The sequence below is a fragment of the Flavobacterium sharifuzzamanii genome (assembly GCF_003254585.1).
GTDB classification, from domain to species: domain Bacteria; phylum Bacteroidota; class Bacteroidia; order Flavobacteriales; family Flavobacteriaceae; genus Flavobacterium; species Flavobacterium sharifuzzamanii.
The window spans coordinates 654,951-671,003 of record NZ_QJGZ01000042.1 but is presented as its reverse complement, the minus strand read 5'-3'; the positions used below and the strand labels follow the sequence as shown (position 1 = coordinate 671,003).

The following is a 16,053-nucleotide window of genomic DNA, read 5'->3' as shown; positions in this document are numbered from 1 at the left end:
TTGTGGGAGAGTATGTCGTCGCCTTTCTTTTTAGAATCCTCATCATTAATCTGATGGGGATTTTTTTGTTTTGTAGAATTTTGAATGCTGAGTCCAAATATAGCTTCAGAAAGAGGGGCAGGATCTACTTGTGGGACGTTCAAAACTTCATTTTTCTACTGCAAGAAAGCAGTGGACAATGAAACAAAAAAGAAAACTCTATAAATATTTGAAAGCTTGAGGCAATAAGTGTTAAATTATAGTCAATTGTCTGCGGTTAGATATTGATACTTTAGACTTTTTGGATTTGAATGAGTATTTTTGTGTTTAAATTACTTTTTAAATATGAAGAAAAATATTTTATTGTTAGCACTTCTTGTTGTAACAAGTCTAAGTGCGCAACAACGTCCAAAGTTAGTCGTGGGTATAGTTGTCGATCAAATGAAAATGGAATATTTATATCGTTTTTCGGATGATTTTTCTCCAAATGGCTTTAAAAGACTAATGAATGATGGATTTACTTTCCAGAATATGCATTACAATTATATGCCAACTTATACTGCTCCTGGGCATGCTTCAATCTACACAGGTACAACTCCAGCTACTCACGGAATTGTAGGTAACGAATGGTTTAGCAGAACGCTTGGTAAAGAAACGTATTGTACTGATGATGCTAGCGTTAAAACTGTAGGTGACGGCACAGCAGAAGAAGGTGCTATGTCGCCTAAAAACCTTCAAAGTACAACAATTACTGACGAAGTTAGAATGGCTACTAATTTTACGGGAAAAGTTATTGGTTTGAGTTTAAAAGATCGAGGTGCTATATTGCCAGCTGGACATTTCGCAAATTGGGCATTTTGGTATAGTAAAACAGGTTCTTTTATTTCTAGTACTTTTTACGGTGAAAAATTGCCAGAGTGGGTTACTGAATTCAATAACGAAAAAAACTACTTAAAATACATTAATAAAGGTTGGGACTTGTATAAACCTGCTTCGGTTTACAATGAGAGTCTTCCAGATAACAATCCATACGAAGGGAAATTATATGGAAGTGCTGCACCAGTTTTCCCATACGATTTAAAATCAATGTATGAGAAAAATGACGCTGGTGTTATTAGAGCTACGCCTTTTGGAAATGATCTTTTAGCTGAATTTGCAAAAAGAGCTATTGAGAAAGAAGAATTGGGTAAAGATAATATTACTGATTTCTTAACGGTTAGTTTTTCTTCTACAGACTACGTAGGTCATTTATTGGGGCCAAGATCTATGGAGCTTCAAGATACTTACTTGAGATTGGATCAAACCATTGCTGATTTTTTAGCATATCTTGATAAAACGGTTGGTAAAGGAAATTATTTGCTTTTCTTAACAGCTGACCATGCTGGTGCAGAAAATGTTATTTATTTAAAAGATCGTAAATATAATGTAGATAATTACCCTTCTAAAGACGTTAAGAAAAGTTTACAGGATTTTTCGACTAAGACTTTTGGTGTAGATTTAGTTCAAAATTATTCAAACTTTAATGTGTTCTTCAATAAGCAAACTATTAAGGATAAAAAATTAGATCTTGATAAAGTTAAAGATGCTTTTAAGAAGTTCTTAATTACTCAGCCGCAAGTTAAAAAAGTTTATACTGAAGAAGAAATTTTAGCTAATGCTGGAAATGATTACGCTCTTAATTTTGTAGCAAAAGGCTATGATGTTACTCAGAATGGTGATTTAGTTATTGTAGATAAACCTGGAATGATTGAATATACACCAACAGGAACATCACATGGTACAATTTATAGTTACGATACACATGTTCCAGCTATTTTCTATGGCTGGCATATCAAAAAAGGAGAGTCTTATGATAAAAAAGCAATTACAGAGATTGCTCCAACAATAGCTCAGAAAATTAAAGTTACTTTTCCAAATGGAACCGAAGCAAAAGTTATGACTGAAGTTCTTGATAATAAAAAGTAAAAAATATTGTATTTAGAAAAACCTGTCTTCGTGACAGGTTTTTTTTATGGCATAAAAAAAGGTTTTTCAATTAAGAAAAGCCTTCTTGTAATAGTGATTTAGTAAGCACTTATATAAGTATTAGCACTATGCGTTTGCTAATACTATTTCTTCATTAAAAGGAAGATTCCAAGCTTCTGCAACTCCTTTGTAAAGGATTTTTCCATTAGCTACATTCAATCCTTTTTTCAATTCTTCATTTTCTGCACAAGCTTTTTCCCATCCTTTGTTTGCTAATTGTACAGCATATGGTAAAGTTGCGTTTGTTAAAGCTAAAGTAGAAGTGTAAGGTACAGCTCCTGGCATATTAGCTACACAGTAGTGAACGATATCGTCAATAATGAAAGTTGGATTTTCGTGAGTTGTTGGTGTACAAGTTTCGATACATCCTCCTTGGTCAACAGCTACGTCAACAACAACAGTTCCTGGACGCATTAATTTAAGCATGTCACGAGTAATCAAGTGAGGTGCTTTTGCTCCTGGAATTAAAACTGCACCAACAATTAGGTCAGCATCTTTAATTGCTCTTGTGATATTGTAGTGGTTAGACATTTCTGTGTTTACGTTTGCTGGCATGATATCATCCAATTGACGTAAACGTGGTAAGCTTAAGTCCATAATAGTAACTTGAGCACCTAAACCAGCAGCCATTTTAGCAGCTTGAGTTCCTACGATTCCACCACCTAAAACTAATACTTTTGCTGGTGGTACACCTGGAACACCTCCTAAAAGAATTCCTCTTCCTTTTAATGGTTTTTCAAGGTATTTTGCTCCTTGTTGAATTGCCATACGACCTGCAACTTCAGACATTGGAACCAATAATGGCAAACTTCTGTCTGTTTTTTCTACAGTTTCGTAAGCTAAACAAACAGCTCCTTTTTCTAACATTGCATGCGTTAGTTCTTCTGAAGAAGCAAAGTGGAAATATGTGAATAATAATTGATCTTTTTTGATCAATGGATATTCAGAAGCAATTGGCTCTTTTACTTTGATGATCATTTCTGCAATAGCATAAACTTCTTCAATAGTTGGTAAAACAATCGCACCAGCTTCAGCATATTCTGCATCAGCAAAACCACTTCCTAAACCAGCAGTAGATTGAACATATACTGTATGTCCGTGTTTTTTCATTTCTGAAACACCTGCAGGAGTTAAAGCAACTCTGTTCTCGTTATTTTTTATTTCTTTAGGAACACCTATTATCATTTTGTTATATTTTTTTGTTTTTATTGAATTTGTTTTACAAATCTACAGATAGAGAATAAATTATGGTTTAATGCTTAATAAATAAGAAAATATTATTTTATTTTTTACTTTTACAGAAAAATATTCTGTTTTGAAGCAAAATTTATTCTTCAAAAAGAAAAAAAGACTAAATCGAGCTAATTTTAATAAAACGTTTTCGTTATGGCTTTAGATGAAATTGACAAAAAAATCTTACGCTTATTACAGGAAGATGCGCACTACACTTTAAAAGACATCGCAAACAAAATAAATTTGTCTTTGACGCCTGTTCATGATCGTGTGAAACGTCTTGAAAAAGATGGTATTATAGAAAAATATGTGACACTTCTCGACAAGAAAAAACTTGGGAATAATTTGACGGTTTACTGTCAAGTTACGCTGACAAAACAGACTTATGATACTTCGGAAGGATTTAATCAGTCGATTTTGAATTTGCCAGAGGTTGTCGAATGTAATTATGTGTCAGGAAACTTCGATTATATGCTTAAGATTATAATTCCAGACATGGAAAGTTACCATCATTTTCATCAGAAAAAATTATCGGTTCTGCCTGAAGTTTCTTTAATAAATACCGTTTTTGTGATTTCGGAGGTAAAAAGTACTACTGTTCTTCCTATTTAAATTAAAACAAAAAACCATCAAGAATATCTTGATGGTTTTAAGAAAAAAAGTTAGTTTGGTTGAATTAATAATATGTATAACGTCTTACTTTGGCAATATATTTCGCTAAACGAATAACTTGATGACTATAACCATATTCGTTATCGTACCAGATATACAATACAATGTTTTTTCCATCTTTAGAAACAATTGTAGCATTGCTGTCATAAATAGATGGAGCAGAAGTTCCAACTATGTCAGACGAAACTAATTCGTTGTTTAAAGAATATTTTATTTGCTCTACTAGTTCTCCTTCAAGAGCATATTTCTTCATGATTTTATTAATAGCCGCAATTGATGTTGCTTTTTTTACTTCTAAATTTAAAACAACAAGAGAACCGTTAGGAACAGGTACACGAATTGCATTTGAAGTTAATTTACCTTCTAATGTTGGTAAAGCTTTTGCTACAGCACTTCCTGCGCCAGTTTCGGTAATAACCATGTTTAAAGCTGCTGCTCTACCGCGACGGTATTTTCTATGCATATTATCAACCAGATTTTGGTCGTTGGTGTAGGCATGAATTGTTTCTAAATGCCCTTTTACAACACCAAGAGTTTCTTCAACCACTTTTAAAATTGGAGTGATGGCATTTGTTGTGCAAGATGCGGCAGAAAAAATATTTACATCATCGGGATTAAATTCATTATGATTTACACCATGTACAATATTCGGAACACCTTTTCCTGGAGCAGTTAATAAAACTTTGCTCGCTCCATTTGATGTTAAATGTCTTTTTAATGCTTCTTCGGTTGTAAATGCTCCAGTATTATCAATTACTAAAGCATCATTTATTCCGTATGAAGTGTAATCAATTTCTTCTGGGGAATTTGCTGTAATGATATGAACAGTTGTTCCGTTTATGATTAAAGCGTTGTTTTTAGCATCGGCAATTACAGATCCTTGAAAATCTCCATGAATTGAGTCATATCGTAATAGAGAAGCTCGTTTCTCTAAACTTGTTGCATCATTTTTATCACGGGTTACAATTGCTCTCAGACGTAATTGATCTCCTTTTCCAGTTTTAGACATTAGCTCTCTCGCTAATAAACGTCCAATTCTTCCGAAACCATACAAAACAATATCTTTTGGTTTGATTTCTTTTGAAGATTTTGCTTTTTTCAATTTTTCAATAACAAAATATCTTGCATCGGGATATTTTTCATCTTCTAAACGATATTCATAAGTTAGTTTTCCAAGATCTATTTTTGCTGGCGGAAGATCTAATGATAAAACTACTTTTGCGATTTCAACCGAATCAAAAATACTGATCGGCTTACCCACGAATTCACCAGCATATTGATGAAGATTGATAATATCGCTAACGTTTTTATCCAATAACTGATTTTTGAATAAAACCATTTCGATAGACTTGTCATACCATAAATCGCTTATGATTTTAATTAATTCGACTCCGGCTTTTCTTCGGTCGACTTGTAAGGATACCTCTTTTTGGTACAATGATTTGTTACTCATAATTGAAAAAATAAAATGCTCACTATTTTAAAATTTTGCGCAAAAGTATCTATTTCAATCGATTTCGTAAACTATTTTAGCATTTATTTTTGAAAATAAAAAAGCCACCTTAATTTTCTTAAGATGGCTTTTTTGAAGTTTTCAGTCGCAGTCACAGTTTTCAGTTTTTAATAACTGAAAACTGTGACTGAAAACTGTGACTTAAATAATTATTCTGAAAATCTCTCCGTTTCTGTTGATCATTTCAATTCTTACGCTTTGTCCTTCATCTTTTTTGCTTAAAAGTTTTGAAACTGTTTCAACGTTGGTTGCTTTTACATTATCAATACTTAGGATAATATTTCCTAGTAGTTCGTTTTGATATTGCATTAAATTCTCGTTTGTGATGTTTTTAATTTTAACACCGTAATCAATTCTGAATTTTTTCTTATCAGCAGCATCAATATTTTCTAATTCAATCCCTTTAAATTCAGCGCTGTAAAACTCATTTTTACTTAAAGTAACAGGAACAGTTTTGGTTTTTCCTTCTTTAATATAAGTTACTTTTACAACATCATTTGGGCGTTTTGTATTGATGTAGCCAGATAAATCAGCATAAGTTGCAATATTTTGATCATCGAGTTTTACGATAATATCACCTTTCGTCAAACCAGCTTTTTCTGCACCTGAGTTTTTAGAAACTCTATTAATATAGAATCCTTGTGTTTCTGTTACTCCTAATTCTTTAGAAGCAGTTGCATTCAATTCGCCTCCTTCAACTCCAAGAATACCTCTTTGAACATTTCCATATTCCATAATATCCTCAATAATTTTGCGAGCAATATTTGAAGGAACAGCAAAAGAATATCCAACATAAGAACCTGTCATTGAAGAAATCATGGTGTTAATTCCGATTAATTCTCCTCTTGCATTTACCAACGCTCCACCGCTATTACCTGGGTTTACGGCAGCATCAGTTTGTATGAAAGATTGGATTCCGCTTTGGTCTAAATTTCTAGCTTTCGCAGAAACAATTCCTGCGGTTACAGTAGAAGTCAAGTTGTAAGGATTTCCAACTGCCAATACCCATTCTCCAACTTTTACATTGTCAGAATTGGCAAAAGCAGTGTAAGGAAGTTTCTCATCGGCATTGATTTTTAAAAGAGCAATGTCCATTTTAGAATCTGTACCAATTAACTTCGCTTTGTATGATTTTTTATTGTTTAAAGTAATTTCAATTTCTGTAGCGTCTTTAATTACGTGATTATTAGTAACAATATATCCGTCTTCAGAAATAATTACACCAGAACCAGTTCCTACTTGTTCTTGCTGTTGCTGTCCGCCGTATCCGTAGAAAAACTCAAGCATTGGGTTACTGACAGTTCTTCTCGAAACATTTTTTACGTGAACAACAGTGTGAACGGTTTTGTCTGCGGCCTCGGTAAAATCTAGTATTTCGGCACCTAAACCAACATTTTTTCCATAAGAGTTAGGGGCAAGAGTTACAACAGAATTTCCTTTTCCAAAAAAAGAATTGTTGCTTTCAAATAATAACTTGTAAGCACCAAGAGTAATAGCACCACTTAATAATGACACTAAAAATAAGGCTGAAAATCTTTTCATTTTAGAATTTATAATTTAAGTTATTAGAAATTTATGTTTTTAATATTTAACGTAAAAATACTTCAAAAAATTATTTGGAAAAATGGTTTAACTCTCTTTAACAATGATTAACATTTCATTAATTAATAGTTCGTACTTTTGTATTTCTAACAACTAAAAAATGCAAATAGAATTTTATAAATATCAAGGTACCGGAAACGATTTTGTAATGATTGATAACCGTACAAATTTCTTTCCAAAAGACGATGTAAAACTTATTGAGCGTCTGTGTGACAGACGTTTCGGAATTGGAGCTGACGGATTAATTTTACTTGAAAATGATTCTGAAACTGACTTCAGAATGGTTTACTATAATTCTGATGGAAACCAAAGTTCAATGTGCGGAAACGGCGGGCGTTGTCTGGTTGCTTTTGCCAATCAACTGGGAGTAATTGACGACAAAACCACTTTTATCGCAACTGATGGATTACATCACGCTTCTGTAAAGGCAGACTCAATTGTTTCTTTACAGATGATTGATGTTAATGAAATCCAGAAAAAAGATTCTTATACTTTCCTAAATACAGGTTCGCCTCATCATGTTCAAATTGTAGATGATTTGGAGCATTATAATGTAAAAGAAAACGGAGCTGCAATTCGTTACGGAGAATTATATGGAGAAAAAGGAAGTAATATCAATTTTGTTAAAAAAGTAGATAATGATACTTTTTCTTTGAGAACTTACGAAAGAGGTGTTGAAGACGAAACTCTTGCCTGCGGTACTGGCGCAACAGCAGTAGCAATTGCAATGAATGCGATTGGCGAAACTGATAAAACTTCAATAAACTTAAATGTTGAAGGCGGAAAACTTGTCGTTTCTTTTAATAAAGATAATGATGGTTATACCAATGTTTTCTTAACAGGACCTGCAAAATTCGTATTTAAAGGAACAATAGAGATTTAGTTTATAAATACCAATTTTTTAAATTCCAAAATCCAATTGAGATTTTAAAATCTACAATCTAAAATCTGAAATATCTAAATGATAACATTAAAAGGAGATTCAATTTATTTGCGGGCACTTGAACCTCAAGATTTAGAGTTCATTTATTCTATAGAAAATGATGAGAATATCTGGGAAGTTAGCAATACGCAGACTCCCTACAGCCGTTTTTTGATTAAACAATATTTAGAAAATGCTCATCAGGATATTTATGAGGCAAAACAGCTTCGTTTGGCAATCTGTCAGGACGAAGATTTTCCTGCTATTGGACTGATTGATTTGTTTGAATTTGATCCTAGAAATAATAGGGCAGGGATTGGTATTGTCATTCAGAAAGAAGAAAATCAGGGAAAAAACATTGGTTCTGAGGCTTTAGAGCTTTTAATTAAATATTCTTTTACTAATTTAAATCTCCATCAATTGTACGCAAATATTGGTGTGCAAAATGTAGCGAGTATTGCACTTTTTACTAAATTTGGTTTTAAGAAAATCGGAATAAAAAAAGACTGGATTTTGTATCATAACCACTATCACGATGAGGCAATTTTTCAGCTAATTAACAAACAAATTTAAATTTTAAGCTTTGAGTCTAAAAAAAATAATCACAATAAGTGCCGTAGCCATAATTTCAGTTTTATTGATTTATGGTTTTATATTAATCAGTAAAATATTTAGTTCTAATACTAAATTTGAAGAAAAAGAAGTATATGTCTATGTGCCAACAGATGCAAATTATGCTGATGTAAAAAAGATTTTGGCACCTTACATAAAGAATTTTGACAACTTCGAAATGGTTGCTGAAAAAAGAGATTATCCAGAAAATGTAAAGTCGGGACGTTTTCTTTTAAAGAAGGACATGAATAATATCGACTTAGTTCGTGCAATGCGTTCTAATATTCCAGTTAAGTTGGTTTTTAATAATCAAGAACGTTTAGAGAATTTTGCAGGAAGAATTGGAAAAGAAATCGAAGCGGACAGTTTATCATTAATGAAAGCTATAAAAGATTCAACATTCTTAGCTGCAAACGGATTTAATGAAGAAAATGTCTTTGCAATGTTTATTCCAAATACGTATGAAATTTATTGGAATACATCGGCAGAAAAGTTCCGTGATAAGATGATTAAAGAATATCATAATTTCTGGACAGCTGATAGAATTGCTAAAGCAAAAGCGCAAGGATTAACTCCAGTTCAAGCCACAATTTTAGCATCAATTGTTCATAAAGAGTCGGTTAAAAAAGACGAGAGACCTAGAATTGCGGGAGTTTATTTAAACCGTTTGCGTTTAGAAATGCCATTACAAGCAGATCCAACCGTTATTTATGCTTTAAAATTGAGAGATAACGATTTTGATCAGGTTATAAAAAGAGTTTTTTATAATGATTTGGTAATGAGATCTCCATATAATACTTATGTGAATAAAGGACTTCCGCCAGGACCAATTGCAATGCCTGATATTACAGCATTGGAAGCAGTTTTGAATCCAGAAAAGAACGATTATATCTATTTCTGTGCAAGTGTTGATCGTTTCGGATATCATGAATTTGCGGCAACATTAGCAGAACATAATGTAAATGCAAAAAAATATTCTGATTGGATAGCAAGTCAAGGTGTGACAAGATAAATTTAAAACTGAAAAAAGATTAGAAACCGAAGTAAAATTTACTTCGGTTTTTTTTATTTTTTTTCGAACATGAAAATATGGCCGAAATCAAAAATTTATGAAATTACTATTGTAGGTATTTTTTAGATTGAAGTAATAAAAAAATAAACATTTTTTAATGTTGAATTTTATAGAATTCGAAAAGTGACTTTCAAGATTTGAGTAAAATAATACAATATCATTGTAGGTTTATTCTTTCATTTTAATGAAATTTGCTTAAAATTTATATAAAATGCGATTTTTTTTGACTCTAATTTTCAATTTTTGAAGATAAAACGAGAGAGTGGAAATCTCACGCAATCCATTATTATAACTGGGATGAAAGTGATTTACGTTTTTACGTAAAAAACGCTAAACTGCTGATTTTAAGTATATTTTTAAAATAGCTTATCTTTGCAGCGTAGAAATTTCAAGAGAGTGACAGTGTCTTGAAGAAAAACAATTTATGATAAAGAAATGGTATTTTTATGCGAGTTTAGTCGTTATTATTACATTTTTAAGTTTGGGATTTATTCCCTCTAACCATGAAACCAAACTTTGGTTTTTAATTGAAAAAACGGATGGATCAGAATACATTTTTCCATCAAAAGAAAAAGATGATTATCCTAAAATCGCAAATGTTCCATTTACAGGAAATCGTCTAATAGGATTTAAAGAAGCAGTCGCTTTTAAAGAATCACAAGGGCAATACAGATTAGTAAACACTCTTGGTTATATGGGTAAATATCAATTTGGTTCTAAAGCTTTGAGAGCAATTGGAATTAATGATAATAAAGCCTTTTTAAAAGATCCTGCTCTACAAGAAAAAGCTTTTATGGCTTTGTTAGCCAAAAACAAATGGATTTTACGTTACGAAATCGAAAAGTATCAAGGTAAAATCATCAGTGGTATCGAAATTACCGAATCTGGAATTTTAGCTGCAGCGCATTTAGGTGGTGCAGGTTCTGTAAAGAATTTTTTCAAGAACAAAGGAAGCAGACATTTTAGAGATGCTTTCGGGACTTCTTTGAAAAGCTACATGAGAGATTTTGCAGGTTACGATCTTTCTTTTATAGAAGCAGATAGTAACGCAACAGTAAATGACTAAATGAAAAAAGAAAATCCCTTTAATTAGGGATTTTTCTTTTAATCTATTAAAGCTTCTAAGATTTTTATAGCTGCTTCACTTATTTTAGTTCCTGGACCAAAAACTGCTGAGGCGCCCGCATCAAACAAGAATTGATAGTCCTGAGACGGAATAACACCGCCTACAATTACCATTATATCTTCGCGTCCATGTTTTTTTAGTTCTTCTATTACTTGTGGTACTAAAGTTTTGTGTCCTGCAGCAAGCGATGAAACTCCCAAGATATGCACATCATTTTCCACAGCCTGTTTTGCGGCTTCTGCTGGAGTTTGGAATAGAGGGCCAATGTCAACATCAAAACCTACATCGGCATAACCTGTTGCAACTACTTTTGCACCTCGATCGTGACCATCTTGTCCCATTTTTGCAATCATAATTCTAGGGCGTCTTCCTTCTTGTTTAGCAAAAACATCAGCTAATTGTTTTGCTCGCTCAAAATTCTCGTCATTTTTTATTGCTGCACTATACACTCCGCTAAAAGATTTAATTTGTGCTTTAAAACGGCCAAAAACAGTTTCCAATGCATTACTGATTTCGCCTAATGTTGCTCTGTTTCTAGCGGCTTCAACTGCATTTTCTAATAAGTTTCCTTGTCCTGTCTGAGCACAATGGATTAATTTTTCTAATGACTTATTTACTTTTTCAGAATCTCTGGTTCGCTTTATTTCTTCAAGACGTTCGACTTGCTGTTTACGAACCAATTGATTGTCTACATCCAGAATATCCAATGGATCTTCTTTTTCTAAACGGTATTTATTTACACCAACAATAATATCTTGTCCGCTGTCTATTCTTGCTTGTTTTCTTGCGGCCGCCTCTTCAATTCGAAGTTTCGGAATTCCAGCTTCAATTGCTTTGGTCATTCCGCCAAGTTCTTCTACTTCTTCAATTAATTTCCAAGTTTTCTCAACAATTTCATTTGTCAGACTTTCAACATAATAACTTCCAGCCCAAGGATCGACCGTTTTAGTGATTTTAGTTTCCTCTTGAAGAAATATTTGCGTATTTCTAGCAATTCTGGCGGAGAAATCTGTGGGAAGCGCAATTGCCTCATCTAAAGCATTGGTATGCAATGATTGTGTCCCTCCAAAAACGGCAGCAGAAGCTTCTATACAAGTTCTGGCAACATTGTTAAATGGATCTTGTTCTGTCAAACTCCATCCACTGGTTTGGCAATGCGTTCTTAATGCCAAAGATTTATCGCTTTTCGGATTAAACTGTTGTAATAGTTTTGCCCAAATCATTCGGCCAGCTCTCATTTTGGCAATTTCCATAAAATGATTCATGCCAATTGCCCAAAAGAAAGACAATCTTGGAGCAAAATCGTCAATGGTCATTCCTGTCGATAATCCTGTCCTGATATATTCTAAACCATCTGCTAAAGTATAAGCTAATTCAATATCTGCCGTCGCTCCAGCTTCCTGCATGTGGTAACCAGAAATGGAAATAGAATTGAATTTTGGCATTTTTTTGCTCGTAAATTCAAATATATCAGCGATTATTTTCATAGAAGGAGTAGGAGGATAGATATAAGTATTTCTAACCATAAACTCCTTTAAAATATCGTTTTGGATTGTTCCTGCTAATTTTTCTGGACTAACGCCTTGTTCTTCTGCAGCAACAATATAAAAAGCCATAATAGGTAAAACGGCTCCATTCATGGTCATAGAAACTGACATTTCGTCCAATGGAATCTGATCAAAAAGCACTTTCATGTCTTCAACAGAATCAATGGCAACTCCTGCTTTTCCAACGTCACCAACAACTCTTTCGTGATCAGAATCGTAACCGCGATGCGTTGGAAGATCAAAAGCAATAGAAAGTCCTTTTTGACCCGCAGCTAAATTTTTTCTGTAAAAAGCATTACTTTCTTCCGCTGTCGAAAATCCGGCATATTGGCGAATAGTCCACGGACGGCGTACATACATCGTTGCGTATGGTCCGCGCAAATTGGGTGCAAAACCAGCTCCAAAATCCAGAAATTCTAATTCTTCGATATCTTTCTCCGAATAGTTTTTTTTGATTTCGATTCCTTCGGCAGTCGTAAAGTTATGTGTAGAATTTGATTCTTGACTTTCAGTTTTCAGCTTTTGACTTTGAAGAGTAATATGTTTAAGGTCTTTTCTCAATGTAAATGTTGTTTTTTAAAATACGTTCAAATCACTATCTCTTGATGTATGAAAAATAGATTTTATGATAACAGAATTTTCATATATTGAATATTGTATAGCGTATGGGAAAGTTCTAAAAAAGATGATTCTAACATCGTCATATTTTATTTGAAATTGAAATGGATTCTTAGTAATAAAGGCAATGCTTTTTTTGAAAGAGTCATTAAATCTGACAGCTAATTTTGGATTTATATTTTTGTAAAATAATAACGACTCTTTATAATCCGCTTTAGCTTCCTCAAGAATAACTATTTTATAACTCATCTTCAATTTCTTTTAAAAAATCATCGATGTCAGTAACATTCTTTGGATTTCTTAAATAGTTTTCTGTTCTTTCTCTAACTTGATCAATTTGCCATTGAGGAACTTGATATTCATCATTTTGAACCGGTAAAATAATTACTTCTACTTTCTCCGCAGTAAAATCATCTGGCAAGACAACAGTTACAGAATGATTTTTAACAGATATTATTTGTCTAATGGCTTCCATAATTATAGTTTTTATTAAATATAACGAATTAAAATCGGTTTACTCAAGCTCCAGTCTTTCCTGCTCCATTTTCTCTGCCAATCTCTTTTCGATAATTGGTGTAATTAATGTTTTTCTTGGTTTTATTTTTACAAAAGGAAACAATTCTAAATCATGTTTCATTCGGTCTTCTTTGTTTGGATATTTATTTGTGCCTAAAAGAATTTCTTTTTTAGAATCGAATAATTCTTGTTCTTTATTGGCACTTTCTTGAATTTTCTTCTTGATTGTGCCATCGTTTAAAAGTTTCAAGAAACCGCCGCTGGCTTCAATATCTTTAAATAAAGCCAAGCTTTTTTCTGCCAATTGCATCGTTAAGCTTTCTATATAATAGCTTCCGTCGGCTGGGTTGTCTACTTTGTCAAAATAACTTTCATGCTTTAAAATCAAAAGCTGATTTCTTGAAATACGATCGCCAAATTCGTTGTCTTTGTGGTACAATGTGTCGTAAGGCAAATTAGCAATTGCATCTGCGCCACCCAAAATTGCCGACATACATTCAGTTGTGGTGCGAAGCATATTGACATTGTAATCGTATATGGTTTTATTTCGTTTTGTTGGAGTTGCCAGTATATGACATTCGATTTTCGAATCGTATTCTGCAGCAATTAAATCAAAAAGCATTCGAAGCGCACGAAGTTTAGCTATTTCGAAAAAATAATTTGTTCCAACAGAAACCTGAAAAACGATAGATTTTGCAGTATCAGAGAAACGATTTAAATATTCGTTTGCGTGTGCTAAGCTGTAAGCAATCTGCTGCGTAATATTGGCGCCTGAATTTTGATACAAGCCCAAATCTACACTCAGCAGATTTAAATGGGTTGTATTTTTAAAAAGTAAATCTAGGGTTTCAAAATTGTTTTTCTCGGAAGTTGTAAACCAATTCCCTTCTCTTGCCAATTGTCCGATTGGGTCAAAATTGCAGTAAAAATTAGCTTTTTTCTGAATTGAAATAGTGTCTAATTTTTTAACGAAATCGATTGAGATAAAATTGAAATTAAAGTAAATGTTTTTGTTTTCTAAAGGAAGATTCTCCAATAGTTTTTGAACATCAATTTTATCATTTTCAATTGTAAAACGAAGACTTTCTGCACCTCTTTCTAAAGTGTTTAAAGCGCGTTCGATAGATTTTTCTACATCAAAAACAAAGATATTTTGGCAGATTTTAAAATCTGAGGCTTGTGTATTTATATTTGCGGCTTTTGTAAATTCATCGCTATGATAAAAAGGTTTTACCTGAATATCTTCTGGAGAATTCCAAATAACAGTTTGATTGTAATCGGCTCCATCTAATTCAAACTGAATTTTTTGTTTCCATTGTTTGGATGAAATCGGATTAAAATCGTCGAATAGGTTAGTGGCCATTGTAGTTTTTTTGATTATTCTTTTTCTTGAATTGTGTCTCCTTCAAATTGTATGATGTAAATATCCTCGCTGTCTTTTTTCATAAAGTACTTTTCGCGAGCGTATTTTTCAATTTGTTCTGGATTTTTGAGCTGTTTAATCTGTTCTTGATCTTTTCTGATTTCCTCTTGATAATACTTTTTATTATCCTCAAGTTCATGTATCTGTTGATCTAGAAAACGATGATCAAAATAAGAGTAATTGTCTAAAAATAACATCCAAACTATAAAAAATAGCAAAACCCAAACGTATTTGTTTCCTAGGTATTTAAACCATCTTTTGTCTTTGTATGGATTTTTAAATTTCATTTTAAACGAATATTTCTTTTGAATTTGAATGTTGTCTCTAGCCCCGATAGAGCCGGTATCCTTTTTATGGCTTTTTCTGCCATAAAAAGATAAAGGCGAAAGCGGGAAATAGCTCCTAATTATTATGGTTTAAATTTACGATAAAAATTATGAAATACGCTGATTAATTACAGCCCGAACTACATCAATTGCTACTGTATTGTATTTGTCATTTGGGATAATAATATCTGCAAATGCTTTAGTTGGTTCTATAAATTGCTCATGCATAGGCTTTAAAGTAGTTTGGTAACGGTTTAAAACCTCGTCAATATCACGTCCGCGTTCAGAAATATCTCTTTTTAAACGACGAATTAATCTTTCATCAGAATCGGCATGAACATAAATTTTGATATCAAAAAGCTCACGCAATTCTGGATTGGTCAAAATTAAGATTCCTTCAACAATCATTACTTTTCTAGGATGAGTGGTAATTGTATCATCAGTTCTGTTATGTTGAATAAATGAATATACAGGCTGATCGATAGTCTCTCCAGCTTTTAAAGCTTTAAGATGTTTTACCAATAATTCAAAATCAATGGCACGAGGGTGATCAAAATTGATTAATGCTCTCTCGTCAAAAGACAAGTTATGGTTTTCTTTATAATACGAATCTTGAGAAATTACACCAACTTCAGTGTCTGGTAATTCGTTCATGATTTGGTGTACAACCGTTGTTTTTCCGCTTCCAGTTCCTCCTGCAATTCCAATAATGAGCATAAAATTTTTGTTTGATATTTGTTTGGCAAAAATAATAATTTAACTGAATTGTATTAAAACATTATGATTTTAAACATATAAGTAACGTAAGTAAAATTAAGTTAGAAAATGTTTAAATAAAATGTTACTTAGCTGAATTTATATTGCTTA

15 protein-coding genes are annotated in these 16,053 nt (G+C 32.7%); 6 read left to right on the top strand and 9 right to left on the bottom strand.

Annotated elements, in window-relative coordinates:
• Nucleotides 1-324 precede the first annotated feature (324 nt).
• Nucleotides 325-1,944, top strand: a complete 1,620-nt coding sequence (gene pafA, locus DMA14_RS22690) for an alkaline phosphatase PafA (protein ID WP_111426738.1) — start codon at nt 325-327, stop codon at nt 1,942-1,944.
• A 126-nt stretch (nt 1,945-2,070) separates the two neighbouring features.
• Here pafA and ald read toward each other — a convergent pair whose 3' ends face one another.
• Nucleotides 2,071-3,189: an alanine dehydrogenase gene (gene ald / locus DMA14_RS22685; protein ID WP_111426737.1), complete on the bottom strand. Its 1,119-nt coding sequence runs from the start codon at nt 3,187-3,189 to the stop codon at nt 2,071-2,073.
• A 201-nt stretch (nt 3,190-3,390) separates the two neighbouring features.
• Between ald and DMA14_RS22680 the strand changes: the two genes are divergently transcribed.
• Nucleotides 3,391-3,849 carry an Lrp/AsnC family transcriptional regulator gene (locus tag DMA14_RS22680; RefSeq protein ID WP_008467950.1) on the top strand — a complete coding sequence of 153 codons (459 nt, stop codon included), beginning with the start codon at nt 3,391-3,393 and terminating at the stop codon, nt 3,847-3,849.
• Between the two features lie 64 nt (nt 3,850-3,913).
• Here DMA14_RS22680 and DMA14_RS22675 read toward each other — a convergent pair whose 3' ends face one another.
• Entirely contained in the window at nt 3,914-5,362 is a 1,449-nt protein-coding gene (locus DMA14_RS22675; protein ID WP_111426736.1) for a glyceraldehyde-3-phosphate dehydrogenase, read from the bottom strand.
• 201 nt (nt 5,363-5,563) lie between these two features.
• The gene (locus DMA14_RS22670; RefSeq protein WP_111426735.1) at nt 5,564-6,964 is read right to left on the bottom strand and encodes a trypsin-like peptidase domain-containing protein; all 1,401 of its coding nucleotides are present in this window, start codon (nt 6,962-6,964) and stop codon (nt 5,564-5,566) included.
• Nucleotides 6,965-7,124: 160 nt separating this feature from the next.
• On the opposite strand from DMA14_RS22670, the gene dapF reads away from it, so the two are divergent.
• From dapF to DMA14_RS22650, 4 genes are all read left to right on the top strand, one after another.
• Nucleotides 7,125-7,907, top strand: coding sequence for a diaminopimelate epimerase (gene dapF / locus DMA14_RS22665; protein ID WP_111426734.1), 783 nt, complete (start codon nt 7,125-7,127; stop codon nt 7,905-7,907).
• Between the two features lie 78 nt (nt 7,908-7,985).
• Nucleotides 7,986-8,519, top strand: coding sequence for a GNAT family N-acetyltransferase (locus DMA14_RS22660; protein ID WP_111426733.1), 534 nt, complete (start codon nt 7,986-7,988; stop codon nt 8,517-8,519).
• Between the two features lie 10 nt (nt 8,520-8,529).
• A complete protein-coding gene (mltG, locus tag DMA14_RS22655; RefSeq protein WP_111426732.1) occupies nt 8,530-9,570 on the top strand; it encodes an endolytic transglycosylase MltG in 1,041 nt (346 codons plus the stop codon).
• A gap of 484 nt (nt 9,571-10,054) precedes the next feature.
• Nucleotides 10,055-10,696, top strand: a complete 642-nt coding sequence (locus DMA14_RS22650) for a peptidoglycan-binding protein LysM (RefSeq protein ID WP_111426731.1) — start codon at nt 10,055-10,057, stop codon at nt 10,694-10,696.
• A gap of 38 nt (nt 10,697-10,734) precedes the next feature.
• Here DMA14_RS22650 and scpA read toward each other — a convergent pair whose 3' ends face one another.
• From scpA to udk, 6 genes are all read right to left on the bottom strand, one after another.
• Nucleotides 10,735-12,864: a methylmalonyl-CoA mutase gene (gene scpA / locus DMA14_RS22645; protein WP_111426730.1), complete on the bottom strand. Its 2,130-nt coding sequence runs from the start codon at nt 12,862-12,864 to the stop codon at nt 10,735-10,737.
• Between the two features lie 15 nt (nt 12,865-12,879).
• A complete protein-coding gene (locus DMA14_RS22640) occupies nt 12,880-13,170 on the bottom strand; it encodes a type II toxin-antitoxin system RelE/ParE family toxin (protein WP_111426729.1) in 291 nt (96 codons plus the stop codon).
• Nucleotides 13,160-13,396 (bottom strand): hypothetical protein, encoded by a 237-nt coding sequence (locus tag DMA14_RS22635; protein ID WP_111426728.1) that lies wholly within the window; start codon nt 13,394-13,396, stop codon nt 13,160-13,162. The genes DMA14_RS22640 and DMA14_RS22635 overlap by 11 nt, the downstream gene beginning before the upstream one ends.
• A gap of 39 nt (nt 13,397-13,435) precedes the next feature.
• Nucleotides 13,436-14,800 (bottom strand): methylmalonyl-CoA mutase subunit beta, encoded by a 1,365-nt coding sequence (locus DMA14_RS22630; RefSeq protein WP_111426727.1) that lies wholly within the window; start codon nt 14,798-14,800, stop codon nt 13,436-13,438.
• A gap of 14 nt (nt 14,801-14,814) precedes the next feature.
• A complete protein-coding gene (locus tag DMA14_RS22625) occupies nt 14,815-15,147 on the bottom strand; it encodes an FtsB family cell division protein (RefSeq protein ID WP_111426726.1) in 333 nt (110 codons plus the stop codon).
• Between the two features lie 147 nt (nt 15,148-15,294).
• Nucleotides 15,295-15,903 carry a uridine kinase gene (udk, locus tag DMA14_RS22620; RefSeq protein WP_111363887.1) on the bottom strand — a complete coding sequence of 203 codons (609 nt, stop codon included), beginning with the start codon at nt 15,901-15,903 and terminating at the stop codon, nt 15,295-15,297.
• Nucleotides 15,904-16,053 lie beyond the last annotated feature (150 nt).

Excerpts from the sequence above, each read along its gene's own strand:
- pafA (WP_111426738.1), top strand. The coding sequence starts at position 325 with ATGAAGAAAAATATTTTATTGTTAGCACTTCTTGTTGTAACAAGTCTA.
- ald (WP_111426737.1), bottom strand. The coding sequence starts at position 3,189 with ATGATAATAGGTGTTCCTAAAGAAATAAAAAATAACGAGAACAGAGTT.
- dapF (WP_111426734.1), top strand. The coding sequence starts at position 7,125 with ATGCAAATAGAATTTTATAAATATCAAGGTACCGGAAACGATTTTGTA.
- DMA14_RS22640 (WP_111426729.1), bottom strand. The coding sequence starts at position 13,170 with ATGAGTTATAAAATAGTTATTCTTGAGGAAGCTAAAGCGGATTATAAA.
- DMA14_RS22660 (WP_111426733.1), top strand. The coding sequence starts at position 7,986 with ATGATAACATTAAAAGGAGATTCAATTTATTTGCGGGCACTTGAACCT.
- DMA14_RS22670 (WP_111426735.1), bottom strand. The coding sequence starts at position 6,964 with ATGAAAAGATTTTCAGCCTTATTTTTAGTGTCATTATTAAGTGGTGCT.
- DMA14_RS22680 (WP_008467950.1), top strand. The coding sequence starts at position 3,391 with ATGGCTTTAGATGAAATTGACAAAAAAATCTTACGCTTATTACAGGAA.
- udk (WP_111363887.1), bottom strand. The coding sequence starts at position 15,903 with ATGCTCATTATTGGAATTGCAGGAGGAACTGGAAGCGGAAAAACAACG.
- DMA14_RS22675 (WP_111426736.1), bottom strand. The coding sequence starts at position 5,362 with ATGAGTAACAAATCATTGTACCAAAAAGAGGTATCCTTACAAGTCGAC.
- DMA14_RS22630 (WP_111426727.1), bottom strand. The coding sequence starts at position 14,800 with ATGGCCACTAACCTATTCGACGATTTTAATCCGATTTCATCCAAACAA.
- DMA14_RS22635 (WP_111426728.1), bottom strand. The coding sequence starts at position 13,396 with ATGGAAGCCATTAGACAAATAATATCTGTTAAAAATCATTCTGTAACT.
- DMA14_RS22650 (WP_111426731.1), top strand. The coding sequence starts at position 10,055 with ATGATAAAGAAATGGTATTTTTATGCGAGTTTAGTCGTTATTATTACA.
- DMA14_RS22625 (WP_111426726.1), bottom strand. The coding sequence starts at position 15,147 with ATGAAATTTAAAAATCCATACAAAGACAAAAGATGGTTTAAATACCTA.